Below are 19,196 nucleotides of genomic sequence, written 5' to 3'. Positions count from 1 at the left end.
GTTTCTTTCAATGTCGTTTTCAGCGACTTTATTAATATACCATATTAACTCAGTTGGCGTCAACAACTTTTTTGAAATTGTTTTTCGTGTCAACCGCGTTGTTGCGGCGACCTATATAACTATATCAGGGTCTTAATTGTTATGCAACCCTTTTTTAATCTTTTTTTAAAAAAGATATACCATCCATTATTTCTGTTTTTAAGCTTTTTAATCCACAAATAATCGCTTTTAACTCCAATCTCTTCTTTACTTACTCGAACCCCTCACTAATACAGCATTCCCATAAGGCGCCTGGACGAGAAATAAATAAAAAAAGAATGAAGTTCGATTAACGAACTTCATTCCAAATCTTCTATCGTTCCGTATTTCTCATCTGTGGGAACAGAAGAACGTCTCTAATAGAAGGGGAGTTAGTAAGAAGCATTACGAGACGATCAATCCCAATACCAAGACCGCCGGTTGGTGGTAGTCCATATTCGAGCGCTTCGATAAAGTCGTGGTCCATCATATGGGCCTCGTCATTACCTTGCTCCCGCTCTACAAGCTGTGCTTCAAATCGTTCTCTTTGATCAATTGGATCATTGAGCTCTGTAAATGCATTAGCGTGTTCACGAGCTACAATAAATAACTCAAAACGATCGGTGAAACGGCCATCTTCAGGGTTTTTCTTAGCAAGTGGAGAAATTGCTACCGGGTGACCATAAACAAAAGTAGGTTGAATCAACGTATCTTCTACTTTCTGTTCAAAGAATTCATTTACTACGTGACCAAACTCCATTGTTTCTTTCACATCTACTCCGTGCTCTTTAGCAAGGCTACGTGCTTCTTCATCCGTCATTTCTTTCCAGAAGTCGACACCTGTTACTTCTTTAACTGCATCGACCATATGCACTCTCTTCCACTCTGGTTCAAGATTGATTTCCTCATCACCATACTGGATTGTTGTAGAACCCGTTACTTCTTTCGCAATATGAGCAACCATTTCCTCGGTTAACGTCATGACATCTTTATAGTCTGCGTAAGCTTCATAAAGTTCAAGCATTGTGAACTCTGGGTTATGTCTTGTCGATACGCCTTCATTTCTAAACACGCGCCCGATTTCATAAACGCGTTCCATGCCGCCTACAATTAAACGCTTAAGATGAAGCTCGATAGCAATGCGCATGTATAGTTCCATATCAAGAGCATTATGGTGAGTAACGAAAGGACGTGCCGAAGCCCCACCCGGAATAGAATGCATCATTGGAGTTTCCACTTCAAGAAAACCTTGATCATCCAGGTAACGTCTCATTGATTGGATGATACGACTTCTTGCAATAAACGTTTCTTTTGATTCCGGGCTCATAATTAAATCAAGATAACGCTGACGATAGCGCTGTTCAACATCTTTTAAACCATGAAATTTATCTGGTAGTGGACGTAGTGACTTAGAAAGCAAATGTAGATCACTAACCTTCACAGAAAGTTCTCCAACTTTTGTTTTAAAAGCCTCACCGCTAACTCCGATGATATCACCAATATCCATGGAATCAAAAAGATCGTACTGCTCATCACCAACAGTATCTTTTCGGATATAAAGCTGGATTTGACCAGTTAAATCCTGAATATGTGTAAAGCCTGCTTTTCCTTTTCCCCGCTTAGTCATAATTCTACCAGCTAACGAAACAGTCTTCTTCTTTTCGGCTAGTTCTTCTTTAGTAAAAGAATCAAATTCTTCTAGCATTTTGCTAGCAGTATGAGAACGATCAAAACGATTTCCGAACGGATCAATATTGTTCTCTTTTAGAACGTCAAGCTTTTCTCTTCTTACTCTTAGAAGGTCATTTAATTCAAGCTCCTGACTCATCTCTATCACTCCTGTCAAATCTATGTTTATCCCGCTATAACTTTATCGGAAAGCACTATGAATAGCAAGCATTCCCGTATAGAAAAGTGTATGACAAATGCGCCGGGTGTATCATGACAAATATGAAGAAAACTGCCAGTAACCATTACTGACAGCCCAATATTTCCTAGATGTAGTATAGGAAATGCTAGTTAGAAAGTCAAACCGCCCGTTTCAAAATACCGTAGCGTATAGTACCAAAGATACTATAATGTGCCTCTCCGTTCATTTCGTCAACTAAATGGTCTTTATTCCAATCAGTACACATTTTAAATACTTCTGTTGGAATAGATCAAACCAAACCATACGATCAATGATTTGGTCGGCTTCTTACGATCAGCTAAAAAAGCGTATCCATCGTTTACTCACCCTTAATTCTAGTTCAATAAAACGAAACACTAGATTACAAACGACATTGGGGCAAGTACATTTATTCAACATATCTTACCCCTATTTCTTATTTGGCTAAGGGAAAGAGCTCTTCTAGTGATACCTTAAGCTTCTCTGCCACTGATTGCATAAATTCAGTGGTAGGCTTTCGGTTTCCCCGTTCAATTTCTCCTAGAACAGAAACCGATACACCTAATTCTCTTGCAAGCTGTTCTTGAGTGTAACCTTTTAACTTTCGAAAAGCGCGAATACGTCTCCCGTAGATTTCCGCTTCCATAGACGTACACCTTCTTTATCTTCTATATGATTAAAATAGGAATCAATTCTTTTATTCGTCGTCGGAATAATAATATCCGGACTCAGTTCATGAAGAGGAATGAGGACGAATCCTCTTTGAAGAAGCCGAGGATGTGGGACTACCAGCCCCTCTGCTACAATATTTTCATGATTAAAGAGCAAAATATCAAGGTCTATGGTTCTTGGCCCCCACCTGATATCACGCTCTCTTCCAAGAGATTGTTCAATTCCCTGAAGAATCTCAAGTAGCTGAAAAGCATTCATCTCTGTTTCTAGCAAAGCTACCATATTTAGAAATGGACCTTGCTCTGTTACGCCAACAGGGGCGGTTTCATATAAAGAGGATGTTGAAGTAATCTGTACTCCTGGGTACTCTTGCAGCCTTAACAATGAGGTTTGGATATAACTCTCTCTATCTCCGATGTTGGAACCAATTCCAATATATACACTATTCATTTCGTTCCCTCTTCATTTCGATCGCAACAGAGTCATAATGACCATCTATTGGGGGATCTGGCTTAATCACCTTAACTGTACACGCTCGGACGATTTCAAATTGTTGAAACATCTTACCTGCGATTTCCTCAGATACTGTTTCAACTAATTTTCGAGGTGTTCCTTCTACAATTTCTTTAATGGCATTGTAGGCATCTGCATAATTTACTGTAGAGTTTAAGTCATCTGATTGGCTAGCCTTCGAGAGATCTGCCTCTAGCGTCAGATCTACGTAGAAACGTTGACCAAGCTTGTTTTCTTCCGGGAATACACCGTGGTAGCCATAGAATTTCATTCCGTTCAGGTAGATTTTATCCATTTTATTCACTCTCCTGTCAATTGAGATGTGGTTTAAGCATTGCATCCATCATCCGAGCCATTCTCGCCATCTGCTTCACGTCATGAACTCTAATGATTTGTGTGCCTCTCTCAATTCCGAGACAAATCGTTGCTCCAGTACCTTCGACCCGATCATCTGGTGGCGTGTTTAACGTTTTTGCTACGATAGACTTTCGTGAGGTACCAAGTAACACCGGGTATCCTAATGCAGTAAATTCATCTAATCTTCTCATGACTTCAAGGTTCTGCTCATGTGTTTTTGCAAACCCGATGCCAGGATCAAGAATGATATTTTCGTCTTTTACGCCTGCTAAACGAGCAATCGCTATACTTTCTTCCATATCAGCCTTAATATCAATCATAATATCACTATAATTTGTGTCATCACGATTATGCATTAAAATGATAGGGACCTTATGTTCTGCAGCTACTTGAGCCATATGAGGATCTGCCTTTGCTCCCCAAACATCATTAATAAGATCAGCCCCAGCTAGAATCGCCTGATTAGCTACCTCCGCTTTATACGTATCTACAGAAATAGGAACATCCACAGCGTGACGAACCGCTTTAATAACCGGTATAACGCGTCGAAGCTCCTCCTCCAATGAGACAGGTATGGCGCCCGGACGAGTTGATTCTCCGCCAATATCAATGATATCCGCTCCATCTTCAACGAGTTGGATAGCATGAGCAACTGCCTGTACCGTCGAATTGTATTCTCCACCGTCGGAAAATGAATCTGGAGTTGTATTCAGGATACCCATAACCCAGGTTTTCTCATTCCAGTTAATGAGCTTGTCTCGCCATTTCATCGTCATCGGATGGGCTTTATGCTTATCAATTACCGTTACCACGCGGCTCACTCCTTTTCGTACATATGATCTTAGTTAGTATTCCTCTCGACTCATTAACGATGTCCGATGTTGTTCATATTGAAGGATGAGCTCGTTCGTCGCAGGGCCTTGAAGGCCGGGCAATGGTTTTTGTTCAATTTGAAACAACGGAACGATTTCTTGAACGGAGTTTGTCACAAACGCTTCATCTGCTTCGAGAAGTGCTTTTTCCTTAAAGCTACCTATTTGAACAGTAATCCCCATTTTCTTTGCAACATGCACAACAAACTGTCTCGTAACACCATTTAAAATTCCCGTCGACAGGTCCGGCGTAAAAAGCGTGCCGTTTTTAAACCAAAATAGATTCGAGACAATTCCTTCAGCAAGTAGGCCGTTCTGTGTTAGAAAAAGTCCTTCCACTGAAGGGTCGCTGCCAACTTCTCTTTTGGCAAGGATATTATTTAAATAATGATGTGACTTTAACCTATACTCCCCCTCAGGTGAGTTACGCTTATGCGATAGAATCACACCCCGCTTCTCCTTACGAGAGGGGCTGCCAATTGCTTTCACATAAACAATAACAGTTGGTTCGACGTAAGCATCAGTTTTAAGACCAATTTCTCCCGCTCCGGCTGAAACGTTCAGTCGCACATACGCGTCCTTCATTTCATTTGCTTGAATGGTCTGCTTTACCTGACAAAGAAGTTCATCATACGTATATGGAAACTGAATTTGAAGCATTTCAAGCGATTCACACAAGCGCTTGTAGTGATCGCTGAACAAAAAAGGATGACCTTCATAAGTTCGAAAGGTTTCAAACACGCCAACACCGTATAAATAACCATGATCATATGCCGAGATAACTGCCTCATTTTCGTCAACTAGCTTCCCATTAATCGTTAGAAACATGGTTCTCTTCGATGTGTATCAATAAAGTTTTTCAAAAGTGTTTTACCCGTGTCGGTCATAATGGATTCAGGATGGAATTGTACGCCTTCAATTGCAAGGTCTTTGTGACGAATCGCCATAATTTCACCCTCAACTGTCCATGCACTAATCTCAAAGCATTCTGGCAGCGTCTCTTTTTTAACAATCAATGAATGATACCTCGTTGCAGTAAAGGGATTCTCAAGGCCTTTAAAAATCGTTCTCCCATCATGATGCATTGGAGACGTTTTTCCATGCATGAGTCGATCGGCTTTTATAACATCTCCACCAAAAACTTGGGCAATTGACTGATGACCAAGGCATACTCCGAATATAGGAATGCTCCCCGCAAAATGGTTAATAACCGCCATGCTAATTCCCGCTTCATTAGGACTGCACGGACCAGGAGAAACCATAATAAAGGAAGGATTGAGCTCCTCAATTTCTGAAATGGTTATTTCATCGTTTCGTTTTACGACAAGCTCTTCACCCATTTCTCCAAGATACTGCACCAAGTTATACGTAAATGAATCGTAATTATCAATCATTAAAATCATTCTTTCTCCTCCTCTAAGCTAATCTCTGCTAGTCTCTTTTTCTTCACTTAACTCTTTTGCTTTCCATAAAGCTCTTGCTTTCTTTAATGACTCTTTGTACTCAGCTTCTGGATTAGAGTCAATGACAATACCAGCACCCGCTTGTACATGTGCCACGTTATCTTGTATCACCATTGTACGGATCGCAATGTTCAATTCCATATCATCATTAAAGCCAATCCATCCAATAGAACCAGTGTAAACCCCACGGCGCACAGGCTCAAGTTCTTCAATGATTTCCATCGTTCTAATCTTTGGAGCCCCCGTGATCGTCCCGCCTGGAAAAGTAGCTTTAATTGCGTCAAAAGCGGTTGCCTGCTTTGAAGAGATGCCGCGTACATTTGAAACAATATGCTGTACGTGTGAGTACTTCTCAATCACCATAAATTCATCAACTTCAACCGTACCGTATTCGCAAACTCGGCCAAGATCGTTACGCTCAAGATCCACAAGCATGACATGTTCAGCACGTTCTTTTTCATTTTCGATAAGCGTGCGCGCAAGTTCCCGATCTTCTTCATCATTTTTTCCGCGTGAGCGCGTACCTGCAATTGGACGGGTACTTAATTCTACATCCTTCTTCTTGATCAGAAGCTCAGGAGATGCACTGACAAGATCGAATGTCGCTGTATGAATAAAAGACATGTACGGGGAGGGGTTAATGGTTCTAAGCGTTTCGTATATAGAAATAGGCTCAGAATGAAGTGTTCTGGATTCTCTAAGTGACAGGTTTACCTGAAAAACATCTCCAGCGGAAATATAGGTTTGTATCTTTTTAACGGCTTCTGAAAAAGCATGCTGGTCCATTGAAAACAGCTGCCTGTCTTCTTTAGAAATAGAACAAGATTGGAATGGTTCAACTCCACCAGGGGCCATCCACTGCTGCTTATACTTTTTAAGGCGCTGCTCTGCTTGTTTTTCCTCACCTTCTTTAACCTGAGAAATGAACCAGAGCGTTTCTAATGAATGATCATAGACCCCAACATCTTCATACACAATAAAGAAAAGTTCTGGAAGCTTTAGATCATCAGCAGCTAGCCGAGGTATATTTTCAATTTGACGAACGATATCATAACTAAGATACCCCATCGCACCACCTTGAAAGTCTGGCAAAGAGTCATCATTAACTGCCACATGTCGTTGCATCCATGCTTCCATCAACTCAAGCAAGTTACCTTCTAACGATTCAGGCTCCTTACCTTCCTCTCTTATAGTAAGAGAAGTACCGGATCCAATCAGCGAGGCAATTGGCTTAATTCCAAACATACTATAACGGCCACCACGCGTACTATCTAATAAAATATGCTCTTCGCGTTGTTCGGCGAATGATTTGTATCGTAAAAACCACTCATCTGCCTTTACATTCATGTTTTCATAAATCGAATGACGCGCGATTTTCTCTAGTTGTTCTGGCAAACTTTTCACACCCTATCAAAAGCTTAAGCATAAGCTACCGCTCAGTTTATGCCTCTATTCTACATGAAGTTAACAAACGCTTCATCTTTTTTATGCTCCCCAAACATTTTAGAATACCCAATTAGAAATTCTTCCCTTCTCTCTTCCTAAAAATAGAAAAGCAGCCCATTGTAGGACTGCTTTTTACGCGTTCTTATTCATCGTCAAATTGAAACAGTGGTGTACTTAGGTAACGTTCTCCGTTGCTTGGAATCACAGCAAGAACTTTCTTACCTTTACCAAGTTTTTTAGCCACTTCGAGCGCTGCAAAGATTGCAGCACCTGAAGAAATACCGCCAAGAATCCCTTCTTCTCTCGCTGCCTTTCTTGCCCACTCAAAAGCTTGCTCGTTTTGAACTTGAATCACTTCATCATAGACATCCGTATTCAGAACGGCTGGCACAAAACCGGCACCAATCCCTTGAATTTTGTGAGGCCCTGGCTTACCGCCAGATAAAATAGGCGAGTCCGTTGGTTCTACTGCATAAAGCTTGACTGATGGAAAGTGCTTTTTCAACACTTCACCTGCACCGGTAATCGTTCCCCCAGTTCCAATACCTGCAACAAATCCATCAAGCTGATCCATCTGCTCAACAATTTCTTGACCCGTTGTACGGCGGTGAACTTCAGGATTTGCTTCATTTTTGAATTGTTGGGGCATGAAATAACCATGTTCTTTCGCTAGTTCCTCGGATTTGCGAATCGCTCCGCCCATTCCTTCAGATCCAGGAGTAAGAACAAGCTTTGCTCCGTAAGCTTTTAATAAGTTGCGTCGCTCCATACTCATTGTATCTGGCATAACAAGAACAGCCTGGTAGCCTTTTGCTGCTGCAACCATTGCAAGACCAATTCCCGTATTACCACTTGTAGGCTCAACAAAAGTATCTCCCGGCTTTAATTCGCCTTTTTCTTCAGCTGCTTCAATCATTGCAAGTGCAATGCGATCCTTCACACTGCTTCCAGGATTCATAAACTCAAGCTTTAGATATACCTCTGCATGGTCCTCATCAGTGATGCGGTTAAGTTTCACAATAGGTGTTTGACCGATTAGATCTGTAATTGAATTTGCTACTCTCATCATCGCGCCTCCTCAAACCCGAGTGTTTTTATAGGGATTATCTTACTAAAAGAATATCACCACTGAACTTAACTGTCAATTTGAACCTTTTATACCTTGCTTTCAGCATATAATTCTTGAAGCTCTTCTTTTGAGAAGTGGTAGTGCGCATTACAAAAGTGACAAGCGGTTTCCGCTTCTCCATCTTCTTCAATCATATTGCTGATTTCTTCTTTTCCAAGTCCAATAATCCCATTAGAAAAACGCTCTTTCGAACAACTACATTCAAATTGAACAGGCATGTTGTCGATAATTTTAATGTTTTCTTCTCCAAGAAGGGCGTTTAAGATCTCTTCTGGGGTTTTCCCAGATTCAATCAATTTGGAAATCGGCGGAATGGCTTCAATGCGCTTCTCGATAAAGCGAATGGTTTCCTCACCTGCACCAGGAAGCAATTGAATCATAAATCCTCCAGCTGCAAGAATTGTATTATCTGGATTAACAAGTACACCAACACCAACCGCAGAAGGCACTTGTTCTGACGTAACTAGATAATAGGTAAAGTCTTCCCCTAATTCACCGGATACAATGGGAACTTGCCCTGTAAATTTCTCGCGCATGCCAATGTCTTTTACTACAGATAGAAAACCATCCCGTCCTACGGCTTGAGCCACATCCAACTTTCCATGCTCATTTAAATCAAAGTGAACATGTGGATTACTCACATATCCGCGCGTTTCACCTTTAGCATTAGCATCTACGATTATGGCGCCAATCGGGCCGCCACCTTCTATTTTTACGGTGATTTTTTCTTCCCCTTTTAATCCAGTAGCGATCATTGTCGACGCTGTCATAGCTCGACCAAGCGCAGCCGATGCAGTTGGCCAGGTGTTATGACGGCGCTGTGCCTCTGAAACCATTTCGGTACTAGATATCGCATAAGCTCTTACATTGCCATCGAATGCAAGTGCTTTAATTAAATAATCATTCATTACTTTATAGCTCCTTTCACTAGTGGGCATTGCCCACTTACACGATACATCATTTTTTCAAGAACTTCCATTATGAGAAACTGTGTAAGGATTGAAGGAGAAGTATTGTGCGATAGAACACGATTTCTTTACCTCATCCTTAATCTTCAAAAAACTTGCGTGCACGATATTTAAATCGCTAAAACCCTTCGGAAAGGTATTCATTCTAACTACGTACCATTTATAACTTCCCCAAAAAATCAAAATGAAAAACGCATCCCTTTTTATCGGTATGCGTTTAGCTCTTCTTTGTTCTTATTGTAAATGAAATGCAAACCTTTCAACGTTAAGAACGGATCAACAACATCAATAAGATCACATTCCTCTGCAATGAGGGATGCCAGTCCTCCTGTGGCAATAACTGTCGGTTCTTTAGGAGAATGTTTTTTCATACGAGAAACAATTCCTTCTACCTGACCAACATACCCATACAGCGTCCCACTCTGCATTGCACTGACTGTATTTTTCCCAACGATATGGTTTGGTTTTGCAATTTCAATACGTGGGAGCTTAGCGGCATGCATGTAAAGCGCTTCTGTTGAGATATTAATGCCCGGCGCGATCGCTCCACCAACGTACTGTTTTTGCTCATCAATATAGCAGTAAGTTGTGGCCGTACCAAAATCTACAATAATAAGCGGCGCACCATAGAGATGAATGCCAGCTACTGCGTTGACGATCCGATCGGCTCCCACTTCTTTTGGATTATCATATTTTATATTGAGGCCTGTCTTAATTCCAGGACCAATCACTAATGGTTTGTGATGGAAATATTTCTGGCACATGCGCTCAAGAGCGAACATGATAGGAGGCACCACGGATGAAATGATAATGCCTTCTACATCATCAAATGAAAGTTCTTCATGAGAAAAGAGACCTTTAATGACCATTGCGTATTCATCTTCTGTCTGCTTCCGGCTTGTCCCCATTCGCCAGTGATGCTTTAACTCTTCACCTTCATATACACCGAGAACAATATTCGTATTTCCTACATCAAGCACAAGTATCATATTATCACCTTATTTAAAAATTTAACTTCAGTCATGCTCTCTATAGTTATACCACACATTGGAATCAAACACGAAGATCTTTTTTGAAAACGGTTACTGTTTAGTGTTGTTGGGAATCTGATTTGAACTCCCCCCCTTAATGAGATCAAAAAAAACAGGATGTCATGAATGACATCCTGTTTTACTATTCCATTACTCTTGCTCTTCATTTGTTTCAGGATTTTCTTCCTTTTTAGAGATGTTTACTTTCACATCTTCAGAGCTACCACTTGCATGGTGACCCTCTGGAAGTTTTCCATCTTCAACAAGAGAGCGAATCTGTTCAGCATCAAGCGTTTCAATATCTTTTAGGGTTTCAGCGACAAGATTTAACTTATCCTGATTTTCTAAAAGAATTTCACGACAGCGAGCATACGCTGATTTGATGATGCTTTGAACTTCTAAATCAATTTCATTGGCAAATGAATCACTATAGTTCTGATCATTTTGAATATCACGACCAAGGAATACATTACCTCCCTGACCTGAACCAAACTGCATCGGACCTAGTTTTTCACTCATCCCATATTCCGTAACCATGCTACGGGCAATGGCTGTCGCACGTTGGAAGTCATTACTTGCTCCAGTACTTGCTTCACCGAATGTAATTTCTTCTGCAACGCGTCCACCGAGTAAACCAATAATTTTATCAATTAGCTCTGGTTTCGTCATTAAGTAACGATCTTCCTTAGGAAGTGTGACAGCATAACCACCAGCCTGTCCTCGAGGAACAATTGTAACTTTATGAACGATATCGGCATTATCAAGCTGAGTACCGATAATCGTGTGACCCGCTTCATGATAAGCAACGATGTTTTTCTCTTTTTCGGAAATCACGCGGCTTTTCTTAGCAGGACCAGCAATAACGCGGTCTGTCGCTTCATCAATATCATTCATATCGACCTTTTTCTTATTATGACGAGCAGCCACTAGAGCAGCTTCATTCAATAAGTTCTCAAGGTCAGCACCAGAGAATCCTGGTGTGCGCATCGCGATCGTTTTCAAATCAACTTCATCACTTAGTGGCTTGTTGCGTGCATGGACGCGAAGGACAGCTTCACGACCATTTACATCCGGACGGTTTACCGGGATTTGACGGTCAAAACGGCCTGGACGAAGAAGCGCCGGATCAAGAATATCAGGACGGTTTGTAGCTGCAACGATGATAATACCTTCATTTGCACTAAAGCCATCCATTTCAACTAGAAGTTGGTTAAGCGTTTGTTCACGCTCATCATGACCGCCACCAAGACCTGCGCCACGTTGACGACCAACTGCATCAATTTCATCGATAAAGATAATACACGGTGCGTTCTTCTTCGCATTTTCGAATAGGTCACGTACTCGAGAAGCACCGACACCTACGAACATTTCTACGAAATCAGAACCAGAGATTGAGAAGAACGGCACGCCTGCCTCACCAGCAACCGCTCGTGCAAGCAACGTTTTACCTGTACCAGGCGGTCCTACAAGTAGAACACCCTTCGGAATACGAGCACCGACTGCAGCGAACTTACGAGGATCCTTTAGGAATTCAACGACCTCAACAAGCTCTTGCTTCTCTTCATCAGCACCTGCAACGTCTTTAAATGTAACTTTCTTTTTCTCTTCGCTGTATAACTTCGCTTTACTCTTACCAAAATTCATGACACGGCCACCGCCGCCTTGAGCCTGGTTAAGAAGGAAGAAGAACAGAATGAAGATAATTACGAAAGGAATGATACTTGTTAGAAATGTAACCCAACCGCTTTGTTCAGGAGCTGGTTCTGTTGTTAACTCTACATTTCCTTCATCAGCTGCGGTTAAGATATTCTCCACAGCTCTTTCTGAGTCAGGTACATTCGTAACGAATGTATTAGCATCTTCGCTATCTTCACCGCCACCAGCTAACTTACCAGTAACCGTGTAAACCCCACGCTCAGGTTGTAACGTTAATTCTTGAATTTCACCATTATTCAATTTGGACTGAAATTCGCCGTAATCAAGGACATTTGCTTCATTGTTTGTTCCATTAAAGAAGCTGACAACACCCACTACGACGAGGAAAATTAACAAATAAAATATTGTATTTCGGAAGATACGATTCATTCCTTACCTCCTCCCACGAACAGGAAACCATAGATTATCTTACCATACTGGCACAACTGACTACAACAAATTAACCTTGATAAATCTCGGGTTTAAGAATCCCGATAAACGGAAGATTACGGTACCTCTCAGCGAAGTCAAGACCGTACCCAACAACAAACTCATCAGGAACAATAAACCCTGCTACATCAGGCTTAAGATCAACTTTTCTTCCAGTTGGTTTGTCCAGAAGCGTTACAATCTTAATTGACTTTGCTTTGCGGTACTTTAGAAGATCAATTAGATAACTTAGCGTTAACCCGCTATCAATAATATCTTCGAGAATAAGAACGTCACGTCCTTCTACTGAAGTATCAAGATCTTTAATGATCTTTACTTCTCCAGAAGAAACAGTTGAGTTCCCATAACTTGAAACGTCCATAAAGTCCATCTCAAGGTGACAAGTCATGCGCTTTGTTAAGTCACCCATGAAAGGCATTGCACCTTTTAGGACGCCAATCACAAGCGGAAAGCGATCCTCATATTCATCCGAAAGCCGTTTCCCTAACTCGCGGCATTTCTCTTGAATTTGTTCTTCACTAATTAATGTTTCTTGAATTTCGTTTAACATCAGTAGTATTGCCCTCCCAACCTATGTAAGTGTTTTTTTCTCATAGTGCAGATGCACAAGCTGATTCTTTCTTGCAGACAGTGTTGCCTTTTCAGAACGGGTTACTCCAGCGACCCAGATGATTTGACCCGTTACATCCTCAACGATTGGCCAGACATCACGTTCTGAACGGTCTATTTTACGGTCGATAAAAATATCTTTTACCTTTTTGGTCCCTATCATGCCTTTTGGCTGAATTCGATCACCAGGACGCCTTGAGCGCACCACTACAGGAAGCAGCTGTTCCTCAATAATAAGATCATTTCCCGTGAGTGATTGTGGTACGTGCTTAATTGGAACGGCCGTAATCGTTCCAATTGGCGTAGCCACAGACCCCCGCAAAGGGAGATGATACGTATACGGTTCTGGTGGCAAAAAGGTTTCAAAAGAAAAATAACAGGTGGTATAAGATTTTACCGCCCTCAATTCCAGGGGTAAATTAAGGGAAGCAGAAGGGTGCTCAGAATCGAGCATTAACCGCAAATCCTCAATATGTATAGAAGAAAAAGGAGCATTGCCTGTATAAAGATAGTTTAATATTAGATGAATCACTCTTCTTTGTAAAGGAATAGGGAGGCATTGATACGCCTTGTTGTCTATCTTCACAAATTTGTCATTTTGAGCAAGGATTACTTTATTTAAATGTTGCTTAGCTAACTCCACTAAAAAACGCTCATCATCTTGCGTTCTTTCACTATATAGTTGGTATCTTTTGTGAACATTTGGGTTCTCTTCTTTAAGAAAGGGAAGTACATGATGACGAAAGCGATTCCTCATATAATCATCACTCTCATTGGAAGGGTCAGTTCTATAATTCAACGCGTAATCACGACAGTATTTCAATAGCTGTTCTTTCGTTACACCTAAAAATGGTCGAATGATATGACCAGTTGAGAAAGGACGTCTCGCAGGAATGCCTGCAAGTCCTGAACCGGTACTTCCATGAACTTGTCTCATAAGCATTGTTTCAATTTGGTCGTCTCCGTGATGAGCAAGTGCAAGAGCATTTGCCTGATAGTTGCTCATCACGTCTTCAAAAAAGTGATAGCGACATTCTCTAGCCGCAACTTGTGTTGATACCTGATGATGCTCTTTATAGTGGTTTACATCGATCGTTGAAGCTTCAAAGGTGATGCCTTCCTGCTGGCAGAAGTGCTTCACGAACGCTAAATCTTGAGCTGATTCCTCACCCCGGAGATTATGATCTACGTGCGCAGCAACAATTCTCAGCTGAAAAGAAGTCACCATCGTGCCCAAATAGTGAAGCAACGCCATTGAGTCTGGTCCTCCAGAAACTCCCACAACAATTGTATCCCCATAGTTGATTAGTTCATGCTTTTGGATAAAATGGTCGACATCTTGCAACAACCTCTGTCTTCCTCTCACTTCCTGCTTGAATTAAACAGTTTTTCATTTTAGTACTATTAACCTAACCCGTACGATTTCAAACATTTCTTTTCTAAAAAATGTGACCAACTAAGTATAAAGTATAGAAGAATAGAAGGAAAGCAACGAGAAGAACGGTTTCAATCCAGCCCGAACGTTTTTTCTTTACTGTCGGACGAGTTTGACGTGCAGCAACTCGAGAATGGCCAGCGACATTCTTATTTTTGCGCACATTTATTTGCTCTCCTTGTAGGAGAGCAAATAGTTCCTGTCTCATTTCCGAAGCATAATTATATTTTCCAAGCAAAGCCTTTCTAAGAATTGGTTTATATTCTCTTAATAGTTGACTACCCTCAATCTTATTCATTAAATAGTGTTCTGAGTCTTTTTTGGGACGATCAAAGCGCTTCGGATAGCCTGCATTTAGAACAATCATTGCTACTGAAAACAAATCATAGGAAGGCTCTGCTACGCGATTACCTAGCCCCCAATAGCCTCTATCAAAAAACTCCGTAAATTCCTTAACAGACCTTCCCATTGGCGTCGTTCCGCCCACATCCAGCCACCTCATTGTTGGAGGCGAGCCTTCAACTAATAGGTTGTCAGGCTTTAAATCGCCGAAAACCCACCCTTCTCGATGGAGGACGGAAAGATCGCGAAGCAATTGAAGCATTAGGATTCCAATCCATTCTTTCCCTCTTCGATTGATAAAAGTAAAAAGTGGTTCCCCATCAATATATTCCATCACATAGAAAGGAAATTTCTTTCCATTCCGTTCCCAGTCATCGATCTCATAGAAAAACGGCCCAAGAACTGTTCCCTGGACCATCGAAAGCTGTTTTAGAACATTTACCTCTGACGTAATGGACATACTATCAGTACCTACCTTTAAAGCGACTCGCCCTTTGACGGAGTCTGCTAAATAGACAGTACCAAGCGCTCCGCTTCCTAATTTTTTCATAATCTGATAGGTTTGCTTGTTCCACTTTCCTCTAATGGTTGTTCCACGGGGAACATCAGCTACTGGATTCTTCGATGTACCCGTCATTTAATAGCCCTCTCTTTGAACGTTTTTTCTGATAAGCATCAATGGCTTCTTTTAAAGCTGGACCAGTCGGCGTAATACCACCAGTGGTTAATTTCGGGAAAATGGTATGAATATCCTTAAGTATTGGTGTCCAATCCATCAGGCGTTCTACTTGCTTTCGTTTCCCGGGAAATGCATAAAGAGCATACTCATTTTCACCAATTCTTGAATGTAGACTAATCGAAAGATCGAGCAGGGCATCTTCTACCGTTGGAAGCTTATGCTGCATACTCGCACTTGTATCAATCATAATTAACACTTCTAAGTCCATGGTTTCCCCCAGTTCGTCAACCACTTCGACTACCTGCCCCCGTTTGTCAGGTGGTAAGTCTTCTATCTCTTTATCATGACCCAAAATCGATTGCAGTTCTTTGTGAATAAATCCCTGAATCGTCTGGGTCATTGCTTTACGTGTTACCATTTGCACCGTATGCGATAGCTGTTTCGCATAAACTAGCTGGTGGATGCCCCCGCCAGATAAAGCAATATTTTCAATTTCTTTCAAACCATCTGTCCGCTCATTTTCATCAAGTACGCCTATTACATTAACTGTCATTCCATGTTCTCTTGCAAGAGCTGCCATAGCAACTGGATCTTCCCCCTGATTCGAACATCCATCTGTGATTAAAAGTATTTGCCGTAGTGTTCCTTTCTTCATCTGGACTCCTCCTTTTTTGCTGTTACAAGCATCGCCTTTAGGAGGAGAGTTTATACTTACCTACTGCGCCTTTTTCTTTCTAAAAGATGGGGCAGAATAAATTGGAATCGTTGACCATTTAGGCACATTTCGCTTTATTCTCGCAACAACAATCGTCATATCGTCATCAATTCTGCCATATTCTGTTCGGATCACCTCTTCCATAATAAGGTCCGCAATTTCCTGTGGCTTATCAGTGTCAAGCTCTCGAATCTTACGTTTCATCCAGAATTCAGGATTCTCTATATTTTTGACTCCTTCGTAAATACCGTCGCTCATCATAATTAGTAAGTCACCGGCTTTTAATTGCTCACTTACAACCTCAACATCAAATTCAGGAATAATCCCCATTGGTAGATTGCCTGATTCCACCATCATCACGCGATCGCCTCGCTTGATAAAACTCGGAATGGAGCCGATCTTAAGAAACTTAGCCGATGCATCTTGTAAATCAATCATCGCTAAATCCAGTGTAGAAAAAATTTCATCGGTATTCCGTAAAGAAAGAACTGAGTTAACTGATTTAATCGCAACTGTTTCATCAATTCCGGAATGAAGAATCTTTTGGAGAAGTTGAATCGTTTCCGTACTTTCTTGATGTGCTCTCTCTCCATTCCCCATTCCATCACTAATTGCAATGGCATACTTACCTGCACCTAATTCGATGGTCGAATGGCTATCTCCTGAAATCCAAGCTCCTCCTTTTGCAGCATTTGCTACACCTGTTTCAATGACAAAATCTTTTGCAGATCCAAAGTAAAGGTGACAAGTATCGTGTTCGTGCTCGGCACAAACTTCCCTTTTAACAATGATGTTCTCCTTTAAAATGTCCGATAGCATTGGCGCGATTACTTTTTCTCCTTCTCCCCTTCCGCCACATGCTGGAATCTTCATCTCAATGTCGACATTACCTTCATCAAGACTATAGATTTCTACCTGTCCTACTTCTAAACCCATACTTTGAATCGCATCCATAATTTGCTCTTCTTGTTGATGGAGGTTATCACGCTCTTTTTGAATTTCTCTAGCAAAATCGCCCATCACATGCGATACACCGCGCAACTGATCTGCAACGATTTTTCTACTCTCACGTACTTGCTTTTTTAACAAGCGGTTTGCGTGATAATGACTCATCTCCTTTCCGATAATTTCAATCACTTTATTGGCCTTAATACAGTGTTTATCAAAATCTCTTTTCAAACTATAGTTTGTTAATTCAGTCGTTTGCTCAAGCTCCTCCATAATTCCAGTCATATACCCGTAAGTTGCATCAAAATTCTTGGCCCAGCACGTTTCTTTCTTAAAACAATTTTGACATGTTTTTTCTGTAACGTGACTGAGAAAATAATCAACCTCGCGTTCAGACTGATCATCTGCTTGTAAGTCTGAATCTGTAAAACTACTCGAAAGGGCTTGAAATAAACTTGAAAACTGCTCGACTCGATTGGCTGTAACATCACGTACTTTTCGTAGGTACTGTTGTTGTTCATTGGCGTGTTCAACAGTGCCTGGAATGTATTTTGAAAGTTGAGAAGTTACTTTAGATGGGGTAAAGAAAAAGAGCAGTACAGCAATCACAGATTCCATTAGATTTGGATACAAAAATTCAGGACCGCTCCCGTATAACGCAATTAATAACGTCCCAATAAGTAATCCCATCCCTACGCCAACTTTTCTCCCATCCTTCAGTAAACCTCCTAGCAATCCTGAAAAAGCAAGCATACTCATTTGATAAAGGCTAGCTACATTAGCGAGTGCCAGGATTAATCCCGTGACAACCCCAACCGTAGAACCGATCGCCGCTCCCCCAACATAGGCAAATATTAATACGAGGTAGCGAGAAAGAATATTCTCAATCGAAAACCCATAAACAACCCAACCAATCGTTCCAGTTAACATCGTTGCAAGTAATATGATAAAGCTAATAATCTCCTCATTTTTAAGCGCCTGCGTTCTTTTCTTAATGGAAAGCACCGGTATACTTTGAATAAAAATAATGGTTAGAATCATTCCAAGCGCACCTTCAACAGCCGCTAAAATCCAATTTGTATTGGCCAGGGTTCGCTCTGTTAGTAAACTTAAAATCAATCTTCCAAGCATACTAGTCATAAAGACAAGAACGGGTAGCGTCTTAACGAGAGAAAGAGATGATAATTTCACAAACCGATTAATGATAAGAAAAACAAGTATGCCACACATAATAAATGCGGTGTTCTGCAGATTGGAAGTAGAAATGGCGCCGGCAAGCAATGCCGCAATAATCATAGGTGCACGTTCACGTCTCAGAAAAAACACAGCTCCAAAGAAAGGAATAGCAAAAGGGGTGACTTGTGTAAGAATGACGGCTCGTCCAAGCAAAAATCCTATGACAAACAGGAGTAGCCCACGTTGAAAAAGAATCGTTTCTAACCGAATTTTTGTCCCATGAATCCATTTTCCCACCCTCGATTTTGACCTTTCCATGACTAATTCGCTTTGCATTCCCCCACCTGCTTTCATTGATTCTATTTTTTCACCGATCTGCTTGAAGCAGTTTGTGTAAATTATTAAACCATAATCAAATTTCGCTTTTTGTCAAAAAAAAGAAGAGATATGTTAAAAATTTCTCGACTTCTTTCAGGGAAGCTTGTCAATCACTTGTAGACAGAAGAAGAAATCTGTAAGGAAGTTAGTGATTCCATTTATCAAGATTGCTGAGTTAGCATAAGCATAATATAGCTTCGTCCACTTTCCCCAACTCATTCAGTCCTTTAAGATAAAAAGGTCGAAATGTTAAAGATAAAAAAGAAAAGAAATGCGATTAAACATATAAAAGCATCTTTCTCTCTTCTTTTTGATCACATAAGAGAAGCATCACTTTCCAATTTTGGATGAACAAACAAAAAAAGCCCGACATTTTAGATCATGTCGGACCTTTTTAGCAAACTTTGTATAT

17 protein-coding genes are annotated in these 19,196 nt (G+C 41.0%); all 17 read right to left on the bottom strand.

Annotated features, from left to right (window positions below; translation table 11 throughout):
* Positions 1-352 precede the first annotated feature (352 nt).
* The 17 genes from lysS to spoIIE all read right to left on the bottom strand — a co-directional run bounded on the left by lysS (position 353) and on the right by spoIIE (position 18,742).
* Positions 353-1,846, bottom strand: coding sequence for a lysine--tRNA ligase (gene lysS, locus LC090_RS21455; protein WP_226660125.1), 1,494 nt, complete (start codon positions 1,844-1,846; stop codon positions 353-355).
* A gap of 496 nt (positions 1,847-2,342) precedes the next feature.
* Positions 2,343-2,552 carry a helix-turn-helix domain-containing protein gene (locus LC090_RS21450; RefSeq protein ID WP_226660124.1) on the bottom strand — a complete coding sequence of 70 codons (210 nt, stop codon included), beginning with the start codon at positions 2,550-2,552 and terminating at the stop codon, positions 2,343-2,345.
* Complete coding sequence (gene folK, locus LC090_RS21445; protein ID WP_226660123.1) at positions 2,504-3,028, bottom strand: 2-amino-4-hydroxy-6-hydroxymethyldihydropteridine diphosphokinase; 525 nt, start codon at positions 3,026-3,028, stop codon at positions 2,504-2,506. The genes LC090_RS21450 and folK overlap by 49 nt, the downstream gene beginning before the upstream one ends.
* Positions 3,021-3,386 carry a dihydroneopterin aldolase gene (folB, locus tag LC090_RS21440; protein WP_226660122.1) on the bottom strand — a complete coding sequence of 122 codons (366 nt, stop codon included), beginning with the start codon at positions 3,384-3,386 and terminating at the stop codon, positions 3,021-3,023. Before folB ends, folK begins: the two co-directional genes overlap by 8 nt.
* Positions 3,387-3,402: 16 nt before the next feature.
* On the bottom strand, positions 3,403-4,218 hold the full coding sequence (gene folP, locus LC090_RS21435; protein WP_425590684.1) for a dihydropteroate synthase: 816 nt from the start codon (positions 4,216-4,218) through the stop codon (positions 3,403-3,405).
* 75 nt (positions 4,219-4,293) lie between these two features.
* A complete protein-coding gene (gene pabC / locus LC090_RS21430; protein ID WP_226660121.1) occupies positions 4,294-5,148 on the bottom strand; it encodes an aminodeoxychorismate lyase in 855 nt (284 codons plus the stop codon).
* Entirely contained in the window at positions 5,139-5,723 is a 585-nt protein-coding gene (gene pabA / locus LC090_RS21425) for an aminodeoxychorismate/anthranilate synthase component II (RefSeq protein WP_226660120.1), read from the bottom strand. Before pabA ends, pabC begins: the two co-directional genes overlap by 10 nt.
* A gap of 18 nt (positions 5,724-5,741) precedes the next feature.
* Positions 5,742-7,130, bottom strand: a complete 1,389-nt coding sequence (locus LC090_RS21420; protein WP_226660126.1) for an anthranilate synthase component I family protein — start codon at positions 7,128-7,130, stop codon at positions 5,742-5,744.
* 241 nt (positions 7,131-7,371) lie between these two features.
* Complete coding sequence (gene cysK / locus LC090_RS21415) at positions 7,372-8,298, bottom strand: cysteine synthase A (protein ID WP_224591335.1); 927 nt, start codon at positions 8,296-8,298, stop codon at positions 7,372-7,374.
* Between the two features lie 86 nt (positions 8,299-8,384).
* Positions 8,385-9,266 (bottom strand): Hsp33 family molecular chaperone HslO, encoded by an 882-nt coding sequence (gene hslO / locus LC090_RS21410; protein ID WP_226660119.1) that lies wholly within the window; start codon positions 9,264-9,266, stop codon positions 8,385-8,387.
* A 263-nt stretch (positions 9,267-9,529) separates the two neighbouring features.
* On the bottom strand, positions 9,530-10,315 hold the full coding sequence (locus LC090_RS21405; protein ID WP_226660118.1) for a type III pantothenate kinase: 786 nt from the start codon (positions 10,313-10,315) through the stop codon (positions 9,530-9,532).
* 192 nt (positions 10,316-10,507) lie between these two features.
* Entirely contained in the window at positions 10,508-12,442 is a 1,935-nt protein-coding gene (ftsH, locus tag LC090_RS21400) for an ATP-dependent zinc metalloprotease FtsH (protein ID WP_226660117.1), read from the bottom strand.
* A 70-nt stretch (positions 12,443-12,512) separates the two neighbouring features.
* Positions 12,513-13,052 (bottom strand): hypoxanthine phosphoribosyltransferase, encoded by a 540-nt coding sequence (gene hpt, locus LC090_RS21395; protein WP_098445932.1) that lies wholly within the window; start codon positions 13,050-13,052, stop codon positions 12,513-12,515.
* A gap of 21 nt (positions 13,053-13,073) precedes the next feature.
* Entirely contained in the window at positions 13,074-14,459 is a 1,386-nt protein-coding gene (gene tilS, locus LC090_RS21390) for a tRNA lysidine(34) synthetase TilS (protein ID WP_226660116.1), read from the bottom strand.
* 91 nt (positions 14,460-14,550) lie between these two features.
* Positions 14,551-15,525 (bottom strand): protein kinase domain-containing protein, encoded by a 975-nt coding sequence (locus LC090_RS21385; RefSeq protein ID WP_226660115.1) that lies wholly within the window; start codon positions 15,523-15,525, stop codon positions 14,551-14,553.
* On the bottom strand, positions 15,494-16,222 hold the full coding sequence (locus LC090_RS21380; RefSeq protein ID WP_226660114.1) for a VWA domain-containing protein: 729 nt from the start codon (positions 16,220-16,222) through the stop codon (positions 15,494-15,496). The genes LC090_RS21385 and LC090_RS21380 overlap by 32 nt, the downstream gene beginning before the upstream one ends.
* Positions 16,223-16,282: 60 nt before the next feature.
* The gene (gene spoIIE, locus LC090_RS21375; protein WP_226660113.1) at positions 16,283-18,742 is read right to left on the bottom strand and encodes a stage II sporulation protein E; all 2,460 of its coding nucleotides are present in this window, start codon (positions 18,740-18,742) and stop codon (positions 16,283-16,285) included.
* Between the last annotated feature and the right edge of the window lie 454 nt (positions 18,743-19,196).

Origin of the sequence: Guptibacillus hwajinpoensis, from assembly GCF_020524165.1 — a bacterium.
Classification (GTDB): Bacteria; Bacillota; Bacilli; order Bacillales; family Guptibacillaceae; genus Guptibacillus; species Guptibacillus hwajinpoensis_D.
Note: the sequence above shows the minus strand (reverse complement) of the source record. Positions and strands in the feature narration are given on the sequence as shown.

What these genes read in the sequence shown, in the direction of transcription:
- LC090_RS21420 (WP_226660126.1), bottom strand. Translation starts at nt 7,130, where the DNA reads ATGAATGTAAAGGCAGATGAGTGGTTTTTACGATACAAATCATTCGCC.
- LC090_RS21385 (WP_226660115.1), bottom strand. Translation starts at nt 15,525, where the DNA reads ATGACGGGTACATCGAAGAATCCAGTAGCTGATGTTCCCCGTGGAACA.
- LC090_RS21450 (WP_226660124.1), bottom strand. Translation starts at nt 2,552, where the DNA reads ATGGAAGCGGAAATCTACGGGAGACGTATTCGCGCTTTTCGAAAGTTA.
- pabC (WP_226660121.1), bottom strand. Translation starts at nt 5,148, where the DNA reads ATGTTTCTAACGATTAATGGGAAGCTAGTTGACGAAAATGAGGCAGTT.
- folK (WP_226660123.1), bottom strand. Translation starts at nt 3,028, where the DNA reads ATGAATAGTGTATATATTGGAATTGGTTCCAACATCGGAGATAGAGAG.
- spoIIE (WP_226660113.1), bottom strand. Translation starts at nt 18,742, where the DNA reads ATGCAAAGCGAATTAGTCATGGAAAGGTCAAAATCGAGGGTGGGAAAA.
- pabA (WP_226660120.1), bottom strand. Translation starts at nt 5,723, where the DNA reads ATGATTTTAATGATTGATAATTACGATTCATTTACGTATAACTTGGTG.
- LC090_RS21380 (WP_226660114.1), bottom strand. Translation starts at nt 16,222, where the DNA reads ATGAAGAAAGGAACACTACGGCAAATACTTTTAATCACAGATGGATGT.
- ftsH (WP_226660117.1), bottom strand. Translation starts at nt 12,442, where the DNA reads ATGAATCGTATCTTCCGAAATACAATATTTTATTTGTTAATTTTCCTC.
- cysK (WP_224591335.1), bottom strand. Translation starts at nt 8,298, where the DNA reads ATGATGAGAGTAGCAAATTCAATTACAGATCTAATCGGTCAAACACCT.
- folB (WP_226660122.1), bottom strand. Translation starts at nt 3,386, where the DNA reads ATGGATAAAATCTACCTGAACGGAATGAAATTCTATGGCTACCACGGT.
- lysS (WP_226660125.1), bottom strand. Translation starts at nt 1,846, where the DNA reads ATGAGTCAGGAGCTTGAATTAAATGACCTTCTAAGAGTAAGAAGAGAA.
- hslO (WP_226660119.1), bottom strand. Translation starts at nt 9,266, where the DNA reads ATGAATGATTATTTAATTAAAGCACTTGCATTCGATGGCAATGTAAGA.
- folP (WP_425590684.1), bottom strand. Translation starts at nt 4,218, where the DNA reads ATGAAATGGCGAGACAAGCTCATTAACTGGAATGAGAAAACCTGGGTT.
- LC090_RS21405 (WP_226660118.1), bottom strand. Translation starts at nt 10,315, where the DNA reads ATGATACTTGTGCTTGATGTAGGAAATACGAATATTGTTCTCGGTGTA.
- hpt (WP_098445932.1), bottom strand. Translation starts at nt 13,052, where the DNA reads ATGTTAAACGAAATTCAAGAAACATTAATTAGTGAAGAACAAATTCAA.